The 21,614-nt window shown below is 69.2% G+C and carries 18 protein-coding genes; 11 read left to right on the top strand and 7 right to left on the bottom strand.

Features of this window, described 5'->3' with window-relative positions; genetic code table 11:
* Positions 1-5: 5 nt before the first annotated feature.
* The 3 genes from KXR53_RS29670 to KXR53_RS29660 are packed head-to-tail and all read right to left on the bottom strand — an operon-like array spanning position 6 to position 3,881.
* Positions 6-1,052 (bottom strand): ABC transporter permease, encoded by a 1,047-nt coding sequence (locus KXR53_RS29670; RefSeq protein ID WP_437379061.1) that lies wholly within the window; start codon positions 1,050-1,052, stop codon positions 6-8.
* Positions 1,053-1,058: 6 nt separating this feature from the next.
* Positions 1,059-2,642 carry an ABC transporter substrate-binding protein gene (locus tag KXR53_RS29665; protein ID WP_437379058.1) on the bottom strand — a complete coding sequence of 528 codons (1,584 nt, stop codon included), beginning with the start codon at positions 2,640-2,642 and terminating at the stop codon, positions 1,059-1,061.
* A gap of 42 nt (positions 2,643-2,684) precedes the next feature.
* Positions 2,685-3,881, bottom strand: a complete 1,197-nt coding sequence (locus KXR53_RS29660; protein WP_437379056.1) for a mandelate racemase/muconate lactonizing enzyme family protein — start codon at positions 3,879-3,881, stop codon at positions 2,685-2,687.
* 112 nt (positions 3,882-3,993) lie between these two features.
* On the opposite strand from KXR53_RS29660, the gene KXR53_RS29655 reads away from it, so the two are divergent.
* From KXR53_RS29655 to KXR53_RS29615, 9 genes are all read left to right on the top strand, one after another.
* Positions 3,994-4,674 carry a GntR family transcriptional regulator gene (locus KXR53_RS29655; RefSeq protein WP_437379053.1) on the top strand — a complete coding sequence of 227 codons (681 nt, stop codon included), beginning with the start codon at positions 3,994-3,996 and terminating at the stop codon, positions 4,672-4,674.
* 6 nt (positions 4,675-4,680) lie between these two features.
* On the top strand, positions 4,681-5,595 hold the full coding sequence (locus KXR53_RS29650) for a dihydrodipicolinate synthase family protein (RefSeq protein ID WP_437379051.1): 915 nt from the start codon (positions 4,681-4,683) through the stop codon (positions 5,593-5,595).
* A gap of 147 nt (positions 5,596-5,742) precedes the next feature.
* Positions 5,743-6,837 carry a Gfo/Idh/MocA family protein gene (locus KXR53_RS29645; RefSeq protein ID WP_437379049.1) on the top strand — a complete coding sequence of 365 codons (1,095 nt, stop codon included), beginning with the start codon at positions 5,743-5,745 and terminating at the stop codon, positions 6,835-6,837.
* 27 nt (positions 6,838-6,864) lie between these two features.
* The gene (locus KXR53_RS29640) at positions 6,865-7,770 is read left to right on the top strand and encodes a sugar phosphate isomerase/epimerase family protein (protein WP_437379047.1); all 906 of its coding nucleotides are present in this window, start codon (positions 6,865-6,867) and stop codon (positions 7,768-7,770) included.
* Positions 7,771-7,936: 166 nt separating this feature from the next.
* The gene (locus tag KXR53_RS29635) at positions 7,937-8,989 is read left to right on the top strand and encodes a LacI family DNA-binding transcriptional regulator (RefSeq protein ID WP_437379045.1); all 1,053 of its coding nucleotides are present in this window, start codon (positions 7,937-7,939) and stop codon (positions 8,987-8,989) included.
* A 43-nt stretch (positions 8,990-9,032) separates the two neighbouring features.
* Positions 9,033-9,872: a phytanoyl-CoA dioxygenase family protein gene (locus tag KXR53_RS29630; protein ID WP_437379043.1), complete on the top strand. Its 840-nt coding sequence runs from the start codon at positions 9,033-9,035 to the stop codon at positions 9,870-9,872.
* 109 nt (positions 9,873-9,981) lie between these two features.
* Positions 9,982-10,914 carry a sugar ABC transporter substrate-binding protein gene (locus KXR53_RS29625; protein WP_437379041.1) on the top strand — a complete coding sequence of 311 codons (933 nt, stop codon included), beginning with the start codon at positions 9,982-9,984 and terminating at the stop codon, positions 10,912-10,914.
* On the top strand, positions 10,889-11,968 hold the full coding sequence (locus tag KXR53_RS29620; protein WP_437379039.1) for an ABC transporter permease: 1,080 nt from the start codon (positions 10,889-10,891) through the stop codon (positions 11,966-11,968). Before KXR53_RS29625 ends, KXR53_RS29620 begins: the two co-directional genes overlap by 26 nt.
* Before the next feature lie 5 nt (positions 11,969-11,973).
* Positions 11,974-12,756 carry an ATP-binding cassette domain-containing protein gene (locus KXR53_RS29615; RefSeq protein ID WP_437379037.1) on the top strand — a complete coding sequence of 261 codons (783 nt, stop codon included), beginning with the start codon at positions 11,974-11,976 and terminating at the stop codon, positions 12,754-12,756.
* A 48-nt stretch (positions 12,757-12,804) separates the two neighbouring features.
* On the opposite strand, the gene KXR53_RS29610 is transcribed toward KXR53_RS29615, so the two are convergent.
* Positions 12,805-13,785 (bottom strand): ABC transporter ATP-binding protein, encoded by a 981-nt coding sequence (locus KXR53_RS29610; RefSeq protein ID WP_437379034.1) that lies wholly within the window; start codon positions 13,783-13,785, stop codon positions 12,805-12,807.
* Positions 13,786-13,965: 180 nt separating this feature from the next.
* Between KXR53_RS29610 and KXR53_RS29605 the strand changes: the two genes are divergently transcribed.
* Both KXR53_RS29605 and KXR53_RS29600 read left to right on the top strand, forming a co-directional pair.
* A complete protein-coding gene (locus tag KXR53_RS29605) occupies positions 13,966-15,606 on the top strand; it encodes a formylglycine-generating enzyme family protein (RefSeq protein WP_437379032.1) in 1,641 nt (546 codons plus the stop codon).
* A gap of 34 nt (positions 15,607-15,640) precedes the next feature.
* Positions 15,641-16,141, top strand: a complete 501-nt coding sequence (locus tag KXR53_RS29600; RefSeq protein WP_437379029.1) for a hypothetical protein — start codon at positions 15,641-15,643, stop codon at positions 16,139-16,141.
* 83 nt (positions 16,142-16,224) lie between these two features.
* On the opposite strand, the gene KXR53_RS29595 is transcribed toward KXR53_RS29600, so the two are convergent.
* From KXR53_RS29595 to KXR53_RS29585, 3 genes are read right to left on the bottom strand one after another with little or no spacing between them, the layout of a single operon-like run.
* A complete protein-coding gene (locus tag KXR53_RS29595; RefSeq protein ID WP_437379027.1) occupies positions 16,225-16,560 on the bottom strand; it encodes a hypothetical protein in 336 nt (111 codons plus the stop codon).
* Positions 16,561-16,562: 2 nt separating this feature from the next.
* A complete protein-coding gene (locus KXR53_RS29590; protein WP_437379025.1) occupies positions 16,563-20,975 on the bottom strand; it encodes an RHS repeat-associated core domain-containing protein in 4,413 nt (1,470 codons plus the stop codon).
* Between the two features lie 10 nt (positions 20,976-20,985).
* Positions 20,986-21,441 (bottom strand): DcrB-related protein, encoded by a 456-nt coding sequence (locus KXR53_RS29585; protein WP_437379023.1) that lies wholly within the window; start codon positions 21,439-21,441, stop codon positions 20,986-20,988.
* Between the last annotated feature and the right edge of the window lie 173 nt (positions 21,442-21,614).

Raw genomic sequence — 21,614 nt, 5'->3', positions numbered from 1 at the left:
GGCCGTCATCGGGTGCGGGGATCCAGGATGCGGTAGAGGCGGTCGGAGATGATGTTGATGGCGAGGAAGACGATGCCGATCAGCAGCACCGCCCCCATCACCACGTTCATGTCGTTCATCTTCAGCCCCCGGGTCAGATACTGGCCGAGGCCCGGCCAGCCGAACACCGTCTCGACCAGCACCGCGCCGTCGAGCAGCCCGCCGAAGGTGAGCGCGATCACGGTCAGCAACTGCACGCGGATGTTCTTGAAGGCGTGGACCCAGATCATCCGGCGGCGAGACACGCCCTTGGCCCGGGCGGCGGTGATGTATTCCTGGCCTAGCTGCTCCAGCATGAAGCTGCGGGTCATCCGGCTGATATAGGCGACCGAGTAGTAGCCGAGCACGGCGCCGGGCAGGATGATGTGGGCCAGCGCGTCGCGGAACACCTCCCATTCGCCCTGCAGCGCCGTGTCGAGCAGCAGCAGCCCGGTGATCGGCGGCACCAGCCCCTCGTTCAGGATGTCGATCCGGCCCGAGGCGGCGACCCATTGCAGCCGGGCGTAGAACACGATCAGCGCGATCAGGCCGAGCCAGAAGATCGGCACCGAATGGCCGGCCAGCCCGATCACCCGGGCGACATGGTCGACGGGCTTGCCGCGGTTGACCGCGGCGGTGATGCCGAGCGGCACGCCGAGCAGCGTGCCGCAGAGGATGGCGACGAGGGCGAGCTCGATGGTGGCCGGGAAGACGGTGAGGAGGTCGGCCGCGACCGGCTGCCCGGTGGTCAGCGACCGGCCCATGTCTCCGGTCACGACCCGGCCGATATAGGACAGGAACTGCCACCAGACCGGCTGGTCGAGGCCGAGCTCGCGATACACCCGCTCATAGGTCGCGCTGTCGACCTCCGACCCCGTCACCGCCAGCACCGGGTCGGCCGGCAGCAGCCGCCCCATGGAGAAGGTGAGCAGCATCAGCCCGACGAGGGTCACGACGACCGACAGGGCCCGGCCCGACAGGCGCCGCGCGCGCAGGAAGCGCGCGGGCCGGTTGAAGGTGTCGACCGCCGTCATCGCCGCTCAGTTCTTCTTCACGTCGAGCCAGCGCGTCGACCAGGTCGGGTTGCCGGCGTAGCCGGTGACGCCCTGGCGGATGACATAGGGGTCGGTGCGCTGCAGGACGATGACCAGCGGCGGCACCATCTCCTTGAACTTCCGGTCGATCTCGGCGAAGAGCTGCGACCGCTTGGCCGGGTCGGTCTCGGCCTTCGACTGGATGACGAGCTTGGTCAGCTCCGGCGCATCCATCGCCGTGCGCCAGAGATAGTAGCCGCCCAGCTTCGCCTCGTCGCGGTTGTCCGGATTGTAGGCGTATTGCACCAGCGTGCCGAACGGGTCGGGCAGCCGCGTGCCGGAATTGCCGACCAGCACCTGGTAACGGCGGGCGCGGAAGTCCGGCGTGTGCTCGCCGGGCACGACCTCGAACTCGACCCCGGCCTTGCGCGCGCTGGCCTGCAGCGCGACGGCCATCTTCAGCAGCGCGTCGCCCGAGGGGTAGAGCGTCTTCTTCAGCCCGTTCGGGTAGCCGGCCTCGGCCAGCAGCTTCTTGGCGAGCTCGGGGTCGTACTGGTAGCCGGTCGGCTCGCCCGCCGGGGCGCCGGGCATGCCCCTGGGGATGATCGACTGCCACGGGAAGCCGTTGAAGTTCATCGTGGTCTCGGCCAGCGGCTTCCAGTCGAGGATGTGCTGAAAGGCTTCGCGCACCTTCGGTTTGGCGAGGTCCGGGTCCTGCGTGTTCATGGCGATGTAGTAGAAGCCGAGGCCCGGCCCCGGATCGACCGTGGCGCCCTTGGCCTTCAGCGCCTCGATGTCGCTATTCGCCATGTACTGGCCGACATCGATGTCGCCGGCCTCGATCTGCAGCCGCAGATTGCCGGACTCCGGCACGTGCCGCATGACCACGCGCTTCATCGCCGGCGCGCCGCCCCAATAGTCCGGCCGCGCGTCACACAGCAGGATGTCGTTCGGCCGCCACGTCGTGAGCTTGAAGGGGCCGCTGCCGGCGCTGTTGGCCTTCAGCCAGTTCTGGGCCAGGTCGCCATTCTGCTCGTGCTGCAGCGCCGTCTTCTTGTCGATGATGCCGAGCGAGGCGCCGGCCAGGGAGTAGAGCACGAGGTCGGTCGACACCGGCTCCGGCAGGCTGATGACCAGGGTCCGTTCATCCTTGGCCTGGACCAGCTGCTCCACATTGTCCTTGGTGAAGCCCCAGAGCGCGATGTCGGTCGAGCCGACCTGTCCCATCTTGACCACGCGCTGGATGGTCCAGGCCGCGTCCTCCGCCGTCACCGGATTGCCGGAGGAGAAGGTCGCGCCCTGGCGCAGCGTCATGGTGATGGTGCGCTTGTCGTCGGAGACGGTCCAGCTCTCCGCCAGCATCGGCCGGATCGTCCCGAGATCGTCGGGCTTCACCATGACCAGGTTGTCATAGAGATTCGAGATGATCTCGGAGACCGTGCGCGCATTGATCGCCGCCGGGTCGAGCGAGGGCACGGCGCTCAGCTGGGTGCCGATGACCAGCGCGTTCGCTGGCGATGCCGCCTGCGCGCCCGGCAGGCCGAAGGCGAGCGCCAGGGCCGTGGTCGCGGCCAATAGGGACAGTCTCATTCTCGTCCTCCCTGATGGGGCGGATGCCCGCCTTCTTGGTTGTTACGGAAACGCCGTCGAGCCGTCGGGGCGGAGGCCGACGCGCCGCTCCCAATGGATGTAGCCGTCGGCCTTCAGCACATCCTCGTCGATCTCGACGCCCCAGCCCGGCCGGTCGGGGCGCAGCTCGAGATAGCCGTCGCGCGGCAGGTAGGGGTCCTTGACATACCAGGCGCCGTCCGAGGCCTGGCTGCGCGCGCCGCCGCCCCCAGCCTCGAAGGCGTAGTTCGGGCCGTGCGGCAGCCGGTATTCGAGGATGCGGAAGTTCGGCTGGGCCGCCGAGAAATGCAGGTTCACCGCCGTGGCCAGCGGCCCCATCGGGTTGTGCGGCGCGACGGTGACGTAATGCGCCTCCGCGATCGCGGCGATCTTGCGCATCTCGAGCAGGCCGCCGACCACGCAGATATCGGGCTGGATGATATCGGCGCCACGAAGGGAGAGCAGCCGCAGGAACTCGAACCGGCTGTACAGCGACTCGCCCGTCGCCAGCGTGCAGGCCAGCTGCCGCTTCAGCTCGCCCCAGGCCTCGACATTCTCGGGGCGGATCGGCTCCTCGAAGAACAGCGGGTCGTAGGGGGCGAGCGCATTACCGAGCTGCACCGCCTGCTGCGGCTCGAAGATGCGGGCGTGAGCGTCGAAGGCGATGTCGTAGTCGCTGCGCACCGTCTCGCGCAGCGTGCGGAAATACTCGGCGCTGGTGCGCACCACCTCGCCCCAGCGGTTCTCGTAGATGTTGATGCGGTAGGGGCTGAGCTTGAAGGCGGTGAAGCCCCAGCCCTCGTTCAGCCGGTCGAACTCCTCCCGCGCCGCCGGGGCGTCGGGGGCGGTGTAGACGCCGGCATAGACCCGCACCCGGTCGCGGGCATGGCCGCCGAGCAGCATGTAGACCGGGACGCCGAGCGCCTTGGCCGAGATGTCCCATAGGCAATGGTCGATCGCCGAGATGGCGGCGAGGGTCAGCGCGCCGGGCGGGAAGCGCGACTGCTGCAGCAGGTACTGGACGATGAACTCGATCCGGCGCGGATCGCGGCCCTGCAGGAAGGTGAAGAGGTAGTCGAGCAGCGGCACCAGCGCCCGGTCGGGCCCGTGGTTGTAGCACTCGCCCCAGCCGGTGAGGCCGTCATCGGTGTCGATCGCCACCAAGAGGCGCGGGCGGTCCTTGTCGCGCGTCATATAGGTCCGCAGACGGTCGATCTTCACGCGCTTTTCCTCCCCGCCCCGCCGCTGCCCGGCGCTCTGCGTCTCGCGGCTAGACTTAATCTCATGAGACTTGATATATCAAGTCCCAACTGGATCCACCGAGAGGCCCCGCTTGCAACGCCCGCTGCCATCCCTCGACCCGAAGATGCTGAAGGGGCTGCGCGAGCATGTTCACGAGCAGCTGCGCCAGGCCATCATCTCCGGCCAGCTCCCGACCGGCACGCTTCTGAACGAGCGCCAGGCGGCGGCGCAGCTGGGCGTCAGCACCACGCCGCTGAAGGAGGCGCTGCGCCGGCTGGAGCTGGAAGGGCTGGTGCGGACCGAGCCCCGCCGCGGCATCCGCATCACCTTCGACGCCGCCCAGGCCGAGGAGATGGCGCTGGCCCGCGCCGCGCTGGAGAGCATGATCGCCCGCCAGGCGGCGGCGCGGATCACGGACGAGACGCTGGCCGCGCTGCGCGCGGTCGGGGAGAGCATGCGGCAGGCGACCGAGGCCGGCGCGGTGCGCCGGCTGATCGCGCTGAACGAGACCTTTCACGACACCATCCACGCCGCCTCGGGCTGCCGCTACCTGCAGCGCCTGCTGGCCGGGCAGCTCGTCTACGACAAGGCGGCGCGCCGCTTCCTGCTGGGCGACCCCGAGGAGCGCGGGCGGGCGCTGCAGGAGCATCTGAGCATCCTCGCCGCCCTCGAGGCGCGGGACCCGGACGCGGCGGAACGGGCCATGCGCGACCACATCGTGCGGTCGGGCCGGCAACATGTGCAGACGGCGTTCGCGCGCCGGAAGGAGTAGCTGAGAATGGACATCCAGAACGGCCTGCGGCGCGCGCTGTGCGGCATCTCGGGCGTGCATGCGACCGCCTATTCGGCCGATGGCGGCGTCGACGCGGATCTCACCGCCCGCATCGTCGACCGCATCGCCGCCGGCGGCATCCACAATGTCGTCGCCGCCGGCAACACCGGCGAATTCTACGCCCTGTCGCCCGACGAGGTGCGCCTGGTGCACGACGCCGCGGTTTCGGCCGCCGCCGGCCGCAGCCGGGTGATCGCCGCCGTCGGCCGGTCGCTGACCGAGGCGATCGCCCTCGGCCGCCGCGCCAAGGAGGCCGGGGCGGACGCGATCATGTCGCACCAGCCGCTCGACCCCTTCGCCGCGCCGCAGGCCCAGGCCGCCTATTTCCGGGCGATCGCGGACGCGGTCGACCTGCCGCTCGTGGCCTATGTGCGCTCCGACGCCATGGGCCTCGCCGATCTGCTGTCGGTCGCCAACCACCCCAATGTCGTCGGCGTGAAATTCGCCACCACCAACCTGATGCTGCTGGCCGAATGCGTACGGTCGAGCGACGCCGGCACAGCGGTCTGGGTCTGCGGCCTGGCCGAGGGCTGGGCCGCGCCCTTCTACGCGCTCGGCGCCCGCGGCTTCACCTCCGGCCTGGTCAATGTCGACCCGGCCCGGTCGCTGGCCATCCACGCGGCGCTGGAGGCGGGCGACTATGCCAAGGCCCGCGCCCTGGTGGCCGAGATCGCGCGCTTCGAGGCGCTGCGCACCCGCTACGGCAACGGCGCCAATGTCACCGTGGTCAAGGAGGCGCTCGGGCTGCTCGGCTTCCCGGTCGGCCAGGTGCGCCTGCCCGGCCTGCCGGCCCTCGACCCCGCCGACCGCGAGACGCTGACGGGCGAGATGGCGCGCTGGGGCCTGGCCGCACGGAGCTGACGGCGCAGGCGCGCCGAAGCGCCGGTAACGTACGTCAAGCCTGATCAACGATCGAAGTGATGGTCCTTCTACAGGAGGATATTCACCCGCTTGTCTGCGACGGCGTGAGTCGGTAACGTACCTCAAAACACGTCAAGGGAGGCCGTCGTGGAGGTGTCGTCGGGTTTCACGCCCGACCCCGAGATCCGTTGCCGCGACCATCGCATCGGCGCGATCGGGGCCGGGTTCATCATGGCGGATGTGCAGCTGGCGGCGTATCGCGAGGCGGGGTTCCCGGTCGTCGCCATCGCCAGCCGCACTCCGGACAAGGCGCAGGCGGTGGCCGAGCGCTGGGGCATCCCCCGGGTCCACGCCACGCCGGCGGCGCTGATCGCCGACCCCGAGGTCGAGATCCTCGACATCGCCTTCCCGCCCGACCAGCAGCCGGACCTGATCCGCCAGGCGCTGCGCCAGCCGCACATCAAGGCGATCCTGGCGCAGAAGCCGCTGGCGATGGACCATGCCGAGGCCAAGCGCCTCGTCGAAGAGGCCGCGGCCGCCGGCAAGGTGCTGTCGGTCAACCAGAACATGCGCTTCGACCAGTCGATGCGGGTGCTGAAGCAGCTGCTGGACCGCGGCGCGCTGGGCACGCCGGTGCTGGCGACGATCGAGATGCGGGCGATCCCGCACTGGCAGCCCTTCCTCGAGGCCTATGACCGGCTGACGCTGCTCAATATGAGCATCCACCATCTCGACGTGCTGCGCTTCCTGTTCGGCGACCCGGTCGAGATCTACACGGCGGCGCGGACCGACCCGCGCACCGGCTTTCCGCATCGCGACGGCATCTGCTGCTCCACCCTGTCCTTCCCGGGCGGGCTGGTGGCGGTGAGCCTGGAGGATGTCTGGTCCGGCCCGCGCCAGGAGGGCTTCGCGAGCGACATCTACATCAAATGGCGGGTCGAGGGCACCAAGGGCCTCGCCCAGGGCACCATCGGCTGGCCGGACTATCCGAAGGGCAGCCCCAGCACGCTGGCCTATTGCGCCCCGGAGACCGGCGGCCAATGGATGCGCCCGAGTTGGGACACGATGTGGTTCCCGCACGCCTTCAAGGGCGTGATGGAGCAGCTGCAATATGCGGTGAAGACCGGCGAGCCGCCGCTGCTGAGCGGCGCCGACAACGTCCGCACCATGGCTCTGGTCGAGGCCGCCTACCGGTCCCTGAGCGAAAAGCGCGCCGTCCGCCTGGCGGAGTTCGGCGTCTGACAACGAGAAAACACGGAGGAACGCGTCATGATCCAGGTGGGCATCTTCTCCGGCTACTTCCCCTATTCGCTGCCGGAGACGGCGAAGAAGATCCGGTCGCTGGGGTTCAACACCGTCCAGCTCGACCTCGCCTTCAAGGACATGGACCTGTCGACGAGCGCGATCACGCGGGAGAAATGCCGGACCATCCGCGAGACCTTCCGCGACCACAACCTGCCGGTCTGCGCGATCAGCGGCTACACCAACATCGTCCATCCGGACCCGGCGGCGCGGCAGGCGAAGCTGGAGCATCTGCGGACGCTGATCCGCCATGCCCGCGACCTGGGCAGCCCCTATGTGATCAGCGAGACCGGCACCTTCGCCACCGAGAGCGACTGGGTGCACCACCCGAAGAACAAGACCGAGGAAGGCTACGAGGAGTGCCGCGCGGTGATCGCCGAGCTGGCCCAGACCGCCTATGACCACGGCGCCGTCTTCCTGGTCGAGACCTATGTCAACAACGTCATCGGCTCGGTCGAGGAGACGCTGCGCCTGTTCGCCGACGTGCCCAGCCCGGGCCTCGGCCTGCTGATGGACCCGACCAACTATTTCGAGGCGCACAACATCGACCGGATGGACCGCGAGCTGAACCGGATCTTCGATGCGCTGGACGACCGCATCCGCATCGCCCATGCCAAGGACGTGAAGCGGTCCGGCGCCGACAAGTCGGAGAAGCACGCCGACATCGACGCATCGGAGGCGCACAGCTTCCGCGGCGTCGGCGAGATCGAGCTGCCGGCGCCGGGGCTGGGCGAGCTGAACTACGACCTGTATCTGCAGCGGCTGTCCCGCCGGCACCCGAACATCCCGCTGATCATCGAGCATCTGGAGGAGGCCGACGTGCCCCGCGCCAAGGCCTTCATCGACGGCAAGCTGCGGGCGTTGGGGCTATAAGCTTGGCCGGAGTCCTCCCCCTCACCCGAAATCGCTGCGCGATTTCGACCTCTCCCCGAGGAGAGGTGAACGACCCCTCTCCTCGGGGAGAGGGAGGGGCCCGACGCCGAAGGCGGCGGGAGGGTGAGGGGGAAACTCTATCGGCAACACGAGCACCGGAACCTGAATGAAGCAGGCCACCTCCCCCTCCCCCGCCAAGGCCCGCATGGTCGACATCGCCCGCGAGGCTGGGGTCAGCCTGGCCACGGTCGACCGGGTGCTGAACGGCCGCGAGGGCGTGAACGCCGAGACCGCGAGCCGGGTGCAGGCGGTGGTGCAGCGGCTGAACTATGCCCCCAACCTGGCTGCCAGCCTGCTGTCGCGTGGCCGGGCGCTGCAGTTCGACATCGTGCTGCCGGCCGGCAGCAACACCTTCATCCGCGACCTGGGCGAGGCGGTGTTGGCGGCGGAGCAGGACTTCACCGCCTTCGGGGTGCGGCCGCGGCTGCACCTGATCGAGGGCTTCGATCCGGACGGCCTGGCCGAGACGCTGCGCCGTGTCGGCCAGGCCAGCGACGGCGTCGGCTTCATCGCCCTCGACCACCCGGCGGTGCGCGAGGCGGTGGCCGAGCTGGCGGCGGCCGGCGTGCCGGTCGCGACAATGGTCTCGGACCTGCCGCAATCGGCCCGCATCGGCTATGTCGGCGTCGACAACCGCGCCGCCGGCCGCACCGCCGGCGACCTGATGGGCCGCTTCCTGGCCGGCCGCAGCGGCGAGGTCGGGCTGATCGCCGGCAGCCTGTCCTATCGCGGCCATGAGGAGCGCGAGGCCGGCTTCCGCGCCGTGCTGCGCGAACGCTTCCCGAACCTGACCGTCCCGGCCCTGGTCGAGGGCCATGACAGCGTCGAGCAGAGCGCCGCGGTGACGGAGCGGCTGCTGGCCGCCCATCCCGGGCTGATCGGCCTGTACAATATCGGCGGCGGCAACCGCGGCGTCGCCGAGGTGCTGCGCCGGCGGCCGCCGGACGCGCCGCGCATCGTCTATATCGGCCACGAGCTGACGCCGCACACCCGCCGCTTCCTGATCGACGGGATCATGGACGCCGCGATCAACCAGAACCCGCGGGCCGAGGCAGCGGAGACGCTGCGGCTGCTGCTGGGCCACCACAGCCGCCCGGGCCCGGCGCAGCCGGTCGCGCCGGTGCGGATCGAGATCTTCACCAGAGAGAACCTGCCGTGAGCGGCCAGCCGGCGAAGCCGGACTCAAAGACCAGGAGGACCCCATGCCCTTTCCCCAACTGACCGAGGCCGACCACGCTGCCTTCTGGCGCGACGGCTACGTGGTCAAGCGCGGCTTCTTCGACGCCGAGGAGATCAGCCTGCTGCAACAGGCGATCGCGCAGGACGAGGGCATCCGCAGCCATGTCGTGGCGCTGAAGGACAGCCTGGGCGGGTCGACCGAGCTGGCGCTGTGGAACCACCCCGGCGACGACCTGTTCGGCGCCTTTGCCCGCTGCGAGCGCATGGTCGGCGGCGCCGAGAAGCTGCTGGGCGGCGAGGTCTACCACTACCATTCCAAGCTGACGATGAAGCGGCCCCGGGCCGGCGGCGCCTGGGATTGGCACCAGGATTACGGGTACTGGTACAACAATGGCTGCCTCTATCCCGACATGTTGTCGGTCGCCATCGCCGTCGACCGGGCGACCAAGGAAAACGGCTGCCTGCAGATGATCCGCGGCAGCCACAAGCTGGGCCGGATCGACCATGGCCGGGTCGGTGGCCAGACCGGCGCCGACATGGAGCGGGTGAACCAGGCGCTGGCGCGGCTGCCGCGCGACTATATGGAGATGGAGCCGGGCGACGCCTGCTTCTTCCACGCCAACACGCTGCACGCCTCGGAGCAGAACAAGTCCGAGCACCCGCGCAACGTGATGCTGTGCTGCTACAACGCCGCCTGGAACGACCCATACAAGGCGCATCACCATCCCAGCTACACCAGGCTGGAGAAGGTGCCCGACGACCGGATCAAGGCCCTGGGCCTGACGCTCGACGCCGACCACCGCGCCTTCTTCGACCCGGAGCGGGACGAGACCGTCGAGGCCAAGACGCAGCCGGAAGGCTGAGGCCGGAGCCATGGCGATCCCCGTCGCCGGGCTGGCCGCAACTGTGTCAGTCTAGACGCATGTCCGCCCGTCGATAGCGAGAAGGCGGCGATAACAAGGGGAGGAGCGCATGTTCAGGCGATTGTCGCTGCTGCTGTGCAGCGTCCTGCTGGCGCTGGCCGCGCCCGCCATGGCCCAGGCCAAGACCTATTACTGGATCTCGCACGGATCGCCGGCGGACCCGGTCTGGACCTATTTCCTGGCCGGCGCCAAGCAATGGGCCGCCGATACCGGCCAGACAGTGAACACTTCGTTCCACAACGGCGATGTGCCGTCGCATCAGGAAGCGGTGCGCGCGGCGATCTCCGCCAAGGCCGACGGCATCGTCACCACCAGCCCCGACCCGGGCAGCCTGGTCGAGGTGGTGAAGGAGGCGAAGGCCGCGGGCATCCCGATCATCAACTTCAACACGCCCGACCCCAAGGCCGGCTTCGACGCCTATGTCGGCGGCGACAACGTCACCTTCGGCCGGAACTGGGCGCAATACCTGGTCGACAAGGGCCTGGTGAAGTCGGGCGATTTCGTCTGGCTGCCGGTCGAGGTCCCCGGCGCGACCTATGGCGTGCAGGAGGAGGAAGGCATCGCCAGCGTGTTCAAGCCGCTCGGCATCACCTGGGAGGTGACCGACAACACGCTGGATCAGGCCGAGGTCATCAGCCGCATGGTCGACTACCTCACCGCCAACCGGCAGAAGATCAAGGCCATCATCGGCCTGGGCGACCTGGTGACCGGCAGCATCAAGCGCGTCTTCGACCAGGTCGGCGTCAAGCCCGGCGAGATCCCGGTCGTCGGCTGGGGCAATTCGCTCGACACCACCCAGGAGGTCCTCAACGGCTACGTCAACGCGGCGCAGTGGCAGGATCCGCAGGCGACCAGCTATGTCGCCCTGTCGCTGGCGGCGATGGCGTCCGGCGGCATCCCGCCGGGATTCAACGTCATCACCGGCGCGCTGTACGAGAAGGACAAGGCCGAGATCTATGACAAGATCCTCTCCGGCAAGTGACGCTGCGCCGGAGGCATCCGCGGCGGCCGGTGCCGCCGCGGATGCCGCTCTCCGGGGCCGCCCGTCCTTCGACCACCGGTCGATCGTCCATCGCCTGGTGGCCAAGCCCGAATTCGGGCCGTTCATCCTGCTGGTGGTCGAGCTCGCCGTCTTCTGGGCCATCAATCCGGAATTCCTGTCACCCCAGAACATCAGCAACACCCTGGCCTTCACCGTCGAGCTCGGCCTGATCGCGCTGGCCATGACGCTGCTGATGACGTCCGGCGAATTCGACCTCTCGGTCGGCTCGGTCTTCGGCTTCGCCCCGGTGCTGATGTGGACGCTGTTCAACAGCGGCGTCGTGCCGCTGGAGGTTGGCTTCGTCGCCGCGATCGCCGTCGCCGCCCTGGTCGGGCTGGTCAATGGCTGGTTCGTGACCCGGCTCAGGATCCCGTCCTTCCTGGTCACGCTCGGCATGCTGCTGGTGGTGCGCGGCACCGCGCTGTTCATCACCGACGGCTTCCCGCAGCGGACCTGGAATGCCGGCGGCAACTGGCTGGCCGAGCTGCTGGCCGGGGACTTCTTCATCGGCGGCTTCCGCCTCTACATGTCGCTGTTCTGGTTCATCGCCGCCGCGGTGGCGATGGGCTATGTCCTGAACCAGACCAAGGCCGGCAACTGGATCCAGGCCGCGGGCGGCAATCCCGGCGCGGCGCGGGCCCGCGGCGTGCGCGTCGGCCGCACCAAGATCGCGCTGTTCGTGCTGTCGGCCACGATGGCCGCGCTGGCGGGGGTGATCAGCTCGATCCGCACCTCGGCGGCCAACCCGAACAGCGGCACCGGCTACGAGCTCGAGGTCATCGCCATGGTCGTCATCGGCGGCACGGCGCTGAGCGGCGGGCGCGGCACCATCCTCGGCACGGTCCTGGGCATCTTCATCCTGCGGGTGATGCGCAACGGCATCGTGCTGATCGGCGTGCCCGGCCTGGCCTACAACATCTTCATCGGCGCGATCATCCTCGGGATGATGGCGCTGCACTCCTGGCTCGAACGCCGGCACCAGGCGGGGACCTGACAGCGATGGCCGAACCCCTGATCCGCATGGCCCACATCACCAAGTTCTACGGCCGGGTCCGGGCGCTCGAGGACGTCAGCGTGACGGTCGGCGAGCGCGAGATCGTCGGCCTTCTGGGCGACAACGGCGCCGGCAAGTCGACGCTGATCAAGATCCTCTCGGGGGCCGTGCTGCCGACCAGCGGGGACATCTTCATCCGCGGCCGCAAGGTGGAGATCAGAACCACCACCGACGCGATCGCCCACGGCATCGAGACGATCTACCAGGACTCGGCGCTGGTGACGCAGCTGTCGATCGCCCGCAACCTGTTCCTGGGCCGCGAGCCGATCCGGGGGCCGCGCCTGCTGAACCGCATGGACCACGCCGCCATGGAGGCGGTGGCGCGCGACCTGATGAAGAAGGTCGGCATCAGCAAGGACATCCCGCCCGACACGCCGATCGGCTCGCTGTCCGGCGGCGAGCGCCAGGCCGTGGCGATCGCCCGCGCGATGCATTTCGACAGCGAGCTGATCATCCTCGACGAGCCGACCAACAATCTGGGCGTGGCCGAGACGCAAGGCGTGCTGCGCTTCGTGCGCAACGCCCGGGATTCGGGGCATTCCTGCATCTTCATCGCCCACAACATCCACCATGTCTTCCAGGTGGTCGACCGCATCGTCGTGATGCGCCGCGGCCGCGTGGTGGCGGACGACATCGATCCCAAACACACAAGCATCGAGGAGGTCGAGCGGGTCATCACGGGATTGGCGGCATACGGTTCCAATGTCGTCGTTACGCCGACCGCGTAGCCGCCGACGCCTTCGAGCACACACCAGATCCCCCCAGGAACTCCCGGGCTAGACATCGTCGCGGATGCAGGCGAAGCGGTGGCCGGGCGCCGCCTCGCGCAACGGCGGCACCGCCCCGGCGCAGGCCGGCAGGGCGTGCGGGCAGCGGGTGCGGAAGACGCAGCCCGAGGGCGGGTCGTGCGGGCTCGGCGGCTCGCCGGCCAGGCGGATCCGCTGTGGCCGGCCAGCCATCGCCAGGCGCGGCGCCGCCGACAGCAGCGCCCGGGTGTAGGGGTGGCGGGGCGCGGTGAAGATCGCCGCCGCCGGCCCCTCCTCCATCACCCGGCCGAGATAGAGCACGACGACCCGGTCGCACAGATGCCGCACCACCGGCAGGTCGTGGCTGATGAACAGCATGGTCAGGCCGAGCTCGGCCCGGAGCGAGGACAAGAGCGCCATCACCTGGGCCTGGACCGAGACGTCGAGGGCCGAGACCGGCTCGTCCGCTACCAGGAAGTCGGGCCGGGTGGCCAGCGCCCGGGCGATGGCGATGCGCTGGCGCTGGCCGCCGCTGAAGGCGTGCGGATAGCGCTCGGCATGCTCGGGCTGCAGCCCGACCTGGAGCAGCAGCTCGCGCACCCGGCGCCGGCGCTCCGCCGCATCGGCCAGGCGGTGGATGCGCAGCCCGTCGGCGATCTGGGCGCCGACCCGGCGCCGCGGGTCGAGGCTGGAGAACGGGTCCTGGAACACCAGCTGCATGCGCCGGCGCAGCCGCCGCAGCGCCGCCCGGTCAAGCGCGGCGAGGTCGGTGCCGTCGAACAGCACCCGCCCGGCGCTGAGCGGCTGCAGGCCGAGCAGCAGCCGGCCGATCGTGCTCTTGCCCGAGCCGCTTTCGCCGACCAGGCCGACCGTCTCGCCGCGCGCCAGCGCCAGGCTGACATCGGTCACCGCCTGCACCGGCCGGCTCAGGCCGAACACGCCGCGCCCGCCGAAGCGGCGGCCGATGCCCTCGGCCACGACCAGAGGCGGCGTCACAGCGTCCTCCAGCACAGGTCTCGCATCCTCCGTTGCGCCCGCGGCGCGATCGGCCGCTGACCGCAGAATGCCCCAACATCGCCAAAGAAATCAGCCATCTTGCCCGTCTGGACGGCGCCCGGTCCCGCGGTTAGGACTATGTCCCGAACACGAGGCCCGAGGCGCGGCGCCTGGGGCGGCACAGGAGGCGTCGCTATGCCCGTTTGGCAGCCTGTTCGACTGGCGGGGATCGTCGTGGTTCTCGCATCGCTGGCCGCTGCCGCCCAGACGCCGCCGCCCGCTGAGATGCCGTCCGCCGAGACGCCGTGGGCCCAGACCTTCACCAACCCGCATCCGGCCGAGGACGACCTGGTCCTGCCGATGCCCTGCGGCGGGGCCATGGCCTTCCGCCGCGTCGAGGTCGAGAGCGGCGGCTGGCTGAACGACATGCGGGTGGCGCTCGGCGGCTCCGACCCCGATCTGGGCGTGATCGACGACCGCCGCTTCGACAATATCGCGGGCGCCTTCACCCCGACCGGAGACCAGACCCGGCGCTACTTCTATATCGGCAAATACGAGGTGACCCGGTCGCAGTACGAGGCGTTGAGCGGCACCTGCAGCCCGCCGACCATGCGGGGCCGGGAGCCGGTCGTCGACATCTCCTGGTTCGACGCGCTGGCCTTCGCCGAGCACTACACCGAATGGCTGATGGCCCATGCCCGGGACAAGCTGCCGAAGGAGGGCGAGCTGTCGGGCTATCTGCGCCTGCCGACCGAGGCGGAGTGGGAGTTCGCCGCGCGGGGCGGCATGGCGGTCTCGGCGCTCGACTTCGTCGGCGACCGCTTCCCGATGGCGGGCGGCAACCCCGCCAGTTCCATCTGGTTCCAGGGCAGCCAGTCGGCCGGCGGCCGGATCCATCCGGTCGGGCTGCTGCAGCCGAACCCGCTCGGCCTCTACGACATCCTCGGCAACGCCTCGGAGCTGATCTTCGAGCCGTTCCGGCTGAACCGGCGCGGCCGGCTGCACGGCCAGGCGGGCGGCTTCATCATCCGCGGCGGCGACTTCCTGACCCCACTCGATCAGGTGCGTAGCGCCACCCGCACCGAGTTGCCCTATTTCTCCGAGAAGACCGGCCAAGCCACGGCGCTGCGCCAGGTCGGGTTGCGGCTGGTGATCGCCGCGCCGGCGATCGTCTCGGCCGAGCGGCTGACCGCGCTGCAGAAGGAATACGAGGCGCTAGCGGCGCCCGATCCGGGGCAGGAGACCGCGCAGCAGGAGTCGACCGCCATCCGCGACCTCGACACCGCCGCCCTGACCACCGACGACCCGGCCCTGCGCGCCAGGCTGCAGCGGATCTCGCAGGATCTGCGCAACGCGATCACCGAGCGCAACGACGCGCGCGACCGCGCCATCCGGCTGATGATCAATCTCGGCGCCTTCTTCGGCAACAAGCTGCGCACCGACCAGCTGCGGCTGGCCAGCGTCGGCAAGGCGATCGACGACGTGGCGCGGCCGGCCCTGGCGGAGATGCAGCGGCGCCTCAACGGCAGGGCGGAGGGCATCGAGGCCCTCGCCCGCGCCGAGCAGCAGGTGGCCGAGATGGAGGCGCAGCGCGAGGCGCTGCGGGTCGGGGTGAGGCTGTCGCTCGAGAACTACGCCGACACCGTCTTCACCATGGCCGGCGACTATTCGCCGGAGGTCATCCAGGCGCAGTTCGAGCTGCTGAAGAGCGAGCTGCAGGCGCGCAATGCGGGCGAGCTGATCCCGTATGCCGCCTTGTTTGTCGCGCATATGGAGGCCTATCGCGCCCAGGGCACGGCCGACCCCGCGGCATGGATGAAGGATCTGAACCGGTAGCGCCGCGGCCGCGGCGCAGCGAAGGGGACCCGAGATGACGAGACGATTGGCAGCGATCCTCGCCCTGGCCGGAACGGCCGCGGTGTCCGGCTGCGCCGGCAGCGGCGACCCGCATGAGGGCGGCTTCATCACCGGCGTCACCAATCTGATGTCGGGCGGCTATCAGCAGCGGATCGACCAACGCCAGGCGGAGGTGGCGTCGCTCGGCGCCGAGCAGGCCCAGCTGCAGGCCCGGGCCGACGCGATCCGGCAGGAGCAGGCGCAGGTGGACCGCGAGCTCGGCGCCGCGCGGACCCGGATGGCGCAGCTGAACCGCCGCATCGCCGCGCTGCGGGCCAAGGCTTCGGCCGCCGACGCCGCCAAGCTGGATGATGCCCAGCGGCGCCTGGCGCTGGCCCGCAGCAAGGCGAGCGAGGCCGCCAACCGCGACCGCGCGACCAGCGACCGCGCCGCCGACGTCGCCGATCTGCAGCAGGTGCTGGATTCGGTCGGCGGCCTGGTGGACGAGATCGCCCGGACGACGCCGACGAGCTGAGGCAGGCACCCCGTTGTTGCACGTTCCGGCGCCGACGACGGCGGCCGGGTTGCGCCGACACATCTTCCGGCGTTGATTAGCGTCTACTTCTTTCCTGGCATCAATCTCGCTATGTCGTCGGCACTGAGGCCGATGTCATCCGCGATACTGGCCAAAGGAATCCCCACCACGCCTTCTATGGACCGCAACCAGCGGGCAAATCCCAGGAACACATTTTCGTTTGACTTATCGACCTCGAAGATTCCGTTACTTATATGCGATTCGTGTATCCGGTCGATCAGGTCACTGAAGGTCGCTACATTCTCTTTGATTTCCCGCAACTCGAGCTTCTCGATCTCTCGAATCAGATGCGTCTCCTGCTCCAAACTCATGATGGTTGGATACTGGCTTGCAAGAGACGCGAGTTCCTTGATCGACATGGCTAGAACGGCGAGTTGTCCAGGGGGATATGCGCGGCATTCGGGTCGGAAGCGAATGGTCCCCAACGGCCGCCGGCTCCGGGCGGCAAGGTTCCTCCCGGCGGGGGCCCCGCCAGATAGTTCCCGCCTGGCCCCCTGATGCTGACGGTTGGTCCCGTTGCCGCATTCGAGCCCGGATAGTTCTGGACCGCGTTCGGGTTGATTCCGTGCCCCCACATGCGATACGGGCCCTCCTGATATCTGAATCCCCCCGTCGGGAACTGCTGCGGATTGGGCTGCCACATGTTGGGCAGCCCTCCCGGTTGCGGCTGTCCTTGCGCCGACCACGCTTGAACATCCGCGTAATTCATTCTCCCGTTTCGGACCATCTGCGAGGGATCAGTGGGTCGGGCCGCGAATCTGCCGGTCTGGGAGTCCCTCCACCGGTTCACGTTGCGATCCCAGTGGCAACTTAATCCAAGCGGATCAACCCACATGATCGGGTTCGGCGCGAACCGGTACAAGTTCTCGCCACCCATAAGGCCAATCGGATCCGGGCCAATGAAACAACCTTCGTCCGGCGCAAAATATCGAAATCTGTTGTAGTGAAGATTGGTTTCGACGTCGTGATACTGCCCCTGGAACCGAAGCGGATTGGGCACCAGGGCAATCCTGGTTGCCGCCACACCGCCCCAGGCCTTCAGCTCCCCCTGCCATACGATCGCGCCGTCATCGTTCGTCACTTCCTGCGGCGTGCCGACGACATCGCAGTGATAGTGAAAGACCTGCCCCTCGCCGTTCGGTTCGGCGCGCCGGATCTGCGCCAATGGCCGGAAGCTCCGCGGCTCGAACAGATATACCACCGCGAGCGGGTCGGAGACCGCCGCGCCCGGTCGCCCGCTGCCTTCGGCAAGGAGCAGGTCCCCCGTCCAAAGGAATTCCGTCCGCGCCTCCGCGAGCAGCGGCACCGGTGTCTCGGCCAGATTCGCCGCGGGTGGCCCCCAGGCCCGCGTCTCCTTCCACACGCGGCGGCCCAGCGCGTCATAGCCGAATTTCGTCTCGCGCCGGCCGAGGCGGCTGACCTCGATCACCGAGGCCAGCTGGTTGTCCGGCCCGTAGCCGTAGAGGACCTCTACGCCTTGACGGGCGCCCCTGGCCTCGCGGATGCGGTTGCCGCTGGCGTCGTACTCGAAGTGCCGGTCGCCGTGGACCAGCAGCCGGTCGCCGCGCGCGGCGCCGCCGAGGACATCCGCCGCCTCTCCCGAGGCGAGAATATTGCCGGCGGGGTCGACGACGAAATCCTCCGGCCGGTCGCCGGTCACCTGCAGCAACCGTTCGCAGGCATCGTATCTGTAGTTCCGGACGCCGCGATGCCAGTCGCCGATCGAGACGATCAGATCCGCAGGGTCGTATCGGTACCACCGGCCCAGCACCGGGTCTGCCGGCTTGCCCTCCGCCCATGCGCTTCGGCGCGCCAGCCGGCCCTGCGGGTCGTATTCGCTGACCGATTGCAGCGCCCCCGTCTGCCGAGCGACTTCCCGCCCGGCGTCGTTCCGCTCGACGCGCGCCACCGCTCGACCGGCGAAGCCGATATCGGCGAATTCGTCGGTATCGTCGTAACCGATCGCGATTTCACGTCCGTCCGGAAGCACCGTCGCAACACGACGTCGCCGCCCGTCGTAGCGGTGACGCAGGACATGCTGGTCCTGATGCTCCTCCAACAGATCGCCGGCCGCGTCGTAGACGAAGCGGACCGAGCGCGTCGGGTTGATTGCCTGGGACAACCGGCCCGCCGGATCATAGTCGAAGCGATGAACCGTTCCGTCGGCGAACCGCTTCTCGAGAAGGCGCCCCAGCGGATCACGACGATATTCTGTGACCCGCCCTCCCGCATCATCATGCCGGAGGAGACGGCCGGCCATATCGTAGATGTAGCGCTGCTCGCGCCCATCGAAGCCGACTTCCCGAACACGCCGGCCGGCGAGGTCGTAGTCGAAAACGTAGTGTTCACCCTTCGGGTTGATCAGCCCGATCAGATTGAGCTCGCTGTCATAGCGGTAGCTCAAGACGCTGCCGTCCGGGTTGGACCGACGAACCGGGTATGGCAGGCCGTCATACGCCCAGGCGGTTTCGCGCCCGGCCGCGTCGCGATGCAAGGTGACACGGCCTTCCGGATCATAGGCCAGCACGGTCCGGGCGCCATCGGGCCTATCGATCCGGATCACGCGGCCGGCATCGTCCCGCATCAGGCGGATCGGCGCTTCCCCGACGATCTGGCCGGCGACCAGCCGCCCTAGGGCATCATGGTCGAACCGCCGGCATACACCGCGCTCCGTCGCCTCCCAGGCAAGGTTTCCGGCTGTGGTCCAGCCAAAGCGGCTGCGAATGCCCTCCGCATCGAGGACGGCGATCGGGAGGCCGCGCAGATCACGGACGTAGCGCTGTTCCCGGCCTGCCGGATCGACATAGCGGGCCAGGTTGCCGCGCGCGTCATACTCGAATTGGTGGCGTCTGCCGCCCGGCTCCTCCACCTCGATCGGCTCATCGAGGCAGGGGAGCGTCAGCGCCTCCCGCCCATCCGCCGCGTAGCGCAGGCGAATGACGCCGCCGATCGGGTCCACGATCTGCGCCGGACGCCCCAGATCGTCATAGGCCCAACCCGACCGCCCGCCGATCGGGTTGATGGCGAGCACCACGCGGCCCGCCCCGTCGTAGTCACGCACGATGCGGCCGCCGCAGGTATCGATCTCCAGCGTCACGAGACCGAGCTCGTTCCAGTGGTACTCGGTGACGCCGCCGCGTCCGTCCCGGACGGTCGTCCTACGATTTGCCTCGTCGTAGGCGAAGCGACAGCGGAAGTATCCGCCGTCCCCCCAAGTGTTCACACAGCGGGCCGCCTTACCGCGCGCCGGATCATCCCACTCGAAATGAAACGCCAGTCCGCCCGGGCGGACCCGACGGACCATCAGGTCGCCCTGATACTCGTACGAGAAGACGGCGCCACCCGCCCTGCGCACCTCCAGAAGATGGCCCGAGGCATCATAGCGATAGGCAACGAGCCGCAGCTTCCCGTCGCCCGACGGCGCCTGGCCGTCAATGGCCAGGATCCGGCCCGCCGCGTCGGTTGCGACATCGAGCGTGCGACCGCCGCTGTCGACGATGCGCTGCAAGCGCCCGTCGGGGCCGCGGTCGACCACGATCGCGTTGCCGTTCGGGTCGGCTATGCCGACGAGGTGCCGCAGCCCGACAACCGCTCCCGTCGCGAAATCGAAGCGCAGCCCGCTGTAGTCGGTCACCCAGAAGCGGTCGCCCTCCGTGTGGAGGATCAGCCGCTCCGCCGTGTTGAGCGACGGATGGCCGGGTCTCGGCGGCTCGAACAGCACATACCGCCCGTCGTCGTGACGCAGGGTGAACAGACTGCGCCCGCCGCCGGGCAGGATCAGAGCCATGTCCAGCGAATTGTGCCAGCCGCGCCCGAGTTCGCCGTCGATCGTCGAGCTGGAGATCCACAGGCGGGACCAGGTCAGGGGCAACGGCCCGGGCAGCTCGAAATCGGTCTCGTTCGAGGCCAGCTCGCCGGTGGCCACATCGATCGGATCCGCCCTGAAGACGCGCGGCCCCAGCTTGTTGCCGGCATAGCCGCCGGCCATGCCCCCCGCAAACCCGCCGATCGCTTCGCCCCAAGCGCGGCCCTTGGCGCCGCCCAAGACCTCGCCGATGGTGCCGCCGAGCTTGGTTCCACCCCATCCGCCAGCCGCTCCGAGGCCTGCGGTGAGGCCGAACCGCCCCAACGCCATGAACCCGCCCAGCGTCGTGCCGCAGGCGCTGGCCCCACCGATGAACGCGGCTGCGCCGCCAGCGAGCAGCGCCACCGCTGTGCCGACGATCACCATGCCCTGTGCGATCTGCTGCAGGACCTGCGGCACCTCGGGGCTGATCGCGCGGTACTGCCCGGGATCGGCGCCGATGAAGACGTTCGGCGACCCCTCGGAGATCTTGGCATCGCAGACGGTGCGGTCGCCCTTGCGCGAGGCCGCCCCCATCTCGATGAACACGGTCCGGCTGCCCTCGGCCAGGAACTGCGGGCTCTGGTGGTCGCTGCAGGCGGCTACGTCCATGGTCGCCGGCGCCGAGGTTGCCCGCGCCGCCGGACGGTTGTTGATGAAGACGGTGAAGGCGCCGGTGGAGATCGCTCCGGTGACGGTCGTGTACTCCTGACCGATGCTCATCCCCGCGAGCGCGCCTCCCCCCGTTGCGGCCACCGCCCCGCCGACCGCCGCGACCACCGCCAGCGCCGCGCCGCCGGTGGCGACCGTCGCCGCCACGATGGCCACGCCGACCACGGCGCCGACGAGCGCACCCACCAGGAAGCCCATCATCGCGCTGCTGTGGGCGATCGGGTCCCCGAGACGGGCGGCGGCGAAGGCGGAGTCCATGGGTGGACCGTCAGGCCGTCGGTGCCGCCGGCGCGGCCCAGGAGAAGGTGCCGAGGATGCGCTGGAAGGTCTTGTCCGCGGCCGGGAAATCGGCCTCCGATGCAGTGTTGGTGATGGTCAGGACCCGCGCCGCGTCGATCATCGCATAGACCTGGCGCTGCTGCAGGAAACCCTGCTCCACGCTGTTCCAGCGAAACACGATCTCGACGCAGTCCCGGCCATCCAGCACGCCCTCGCGGCGCAGCTTCAGCCGGAAATCCTTGGCCCGGTGGCCCAGGTCATGCACCTGCCGCGACACGAAGGCGTCGAGATCCTCGCCGGTCTTCACCCGGTCCGACGCCACCAGGACGTTCGGCGTCACCGGCTGGCCGGCCTTGGCCGGCGCCGCGAAGATGGTCATGGTGCGGTCCGTCCAGTTGTCCGGAACGCTGATCGAGAAGTCGCGATTTACGCTGGTCTGAGCCACCCGAGGCCTCGTCTTTCGCTGCGATCACAGTTTCTTGAGCATGTCCGACGCCGCCTTGGCCGCGGCCTGCTTTGCCGCGTCCCCGGCCGTCCCCGCGGCCTGGCGCGCGGCATCGGCGACCTGCCGGCCGCCCGGCGGCGCGGAGGGCAGGTCGCCGGGGACGGCGTCGCGGG

Origin of the sequence: Inquilinus limosus (assembly GCF_051487185.1) — a bacterium.
Lineage (GTDB): Bacteria > Pseudomonadota > Alphaproteobacteria > DSM-16000 > Inquilinaceae > Inquilinus > Inquilinus limosus_F.
This window is presented reverse-complemented; position numbering and strand designations above follow the sequence as displayed.

What these genes read in the sequence shown, in the direction of transcription:
- KXR53_RS29640 (WP_437379047.1), top strand. Translation starts at nt 6,865, where the DNA reads ATGATCCAGGTGGGCATCTTCTCCGGCTACTTCCCCTATTCGCTGCCG.
- KXR53_RS29630 (WP_437379043.1), top strand. Translation starts at nt 9,033, where the DNA reads ATGCCCTTTCCCCAACTGACCGAGGCCGACCACGCTGCCTTCTGGCGC.
- KXR53_RS29600 (WP_437379029.1), top strand. Translation starts at nt 15,641, where the DNA reads ATGACGAGACGATTGGCAGCGATCCTCGCCCTGGCCGGAACGGCCGCG.
- KXR53_RS29620 (WP_437379039.1), top strand. Translation starts at nt 10,889, where the DNA reads ATGACAAGATCCTCTCCGGCAAGTGACGCTGCGCCGGAGGCATCCGCG.
- KXR53_RS29590 (WP_437379025.1), bottom strand. Translation starts at nt 20,975, where the DNA reads ATGGACTCCGCCTTCGCCGCCGCCCGTCTCGGGGACCCGATCGCCCAC.
- KXR53_RS29670 (WP_437379061.1), bottom strand. Translation starts at nt 1,052, where the DNA reads ATGACGGCGGTCGACACCTTCAACCGGCCCGCGCGCTTCCTGCGCGCG.
- KXR53_RS29625 (WP_437379041.1), top strand. Translation starts at nt 9,982, where the DNA reads ATGTTCAGGCGATTGTCGCTGCTGCTGTGCAGCGTCCTGCTGGCGCTG.
- KXR53_RS29615 (WP_437379037.1), top strand. Translation starts at nt 11,974, where the DNA reads ATGGCCGAACCCCTGATCCGCATGGCCCACATCACCAAGTTCTACGGC.
- KXR53_RS29650 (WP_437379051.1), top strand. Translation starts at nt 4,681, where the DNA reads ATGGACATCCAGAACGGCCTGCGGCGCGCGCTGTGCGGCATCTCGGGC.
- KXR53_RS29595 (WP_437379027.1), bottom strand. Translation starts at nt 16,560, where the DNA reads ATGTCGATCAAGGAACTCGCGTCTCTTGCAAGCCAGTATCCAACCATC.
- KXR53_RS29665 (WP_437379058.1), bottom strand. Translation starts at nt 2,642, where the DNA reads ATGAGACTGTCCCTATTGGCCGCGACCACGGCCCTGGCGCTCGCCTTC.
- KXR53_RS29605 (WP_437379032.1), top strand. Translation starts at nt 13,966, where the DNA reads ATGCCCGTTTGGCAGCCTGTTCGACTGGCGGGGATCGTCGTGGTTCTC.
- KXR53_RS29635 (WP_437379045.1), top strand. Translation starts at nt 7,937, where the DNA reads ATGAAGCAGGCCACCTCCCCCTCCCCCGCCAAGGCCCGCATGGTCGAC.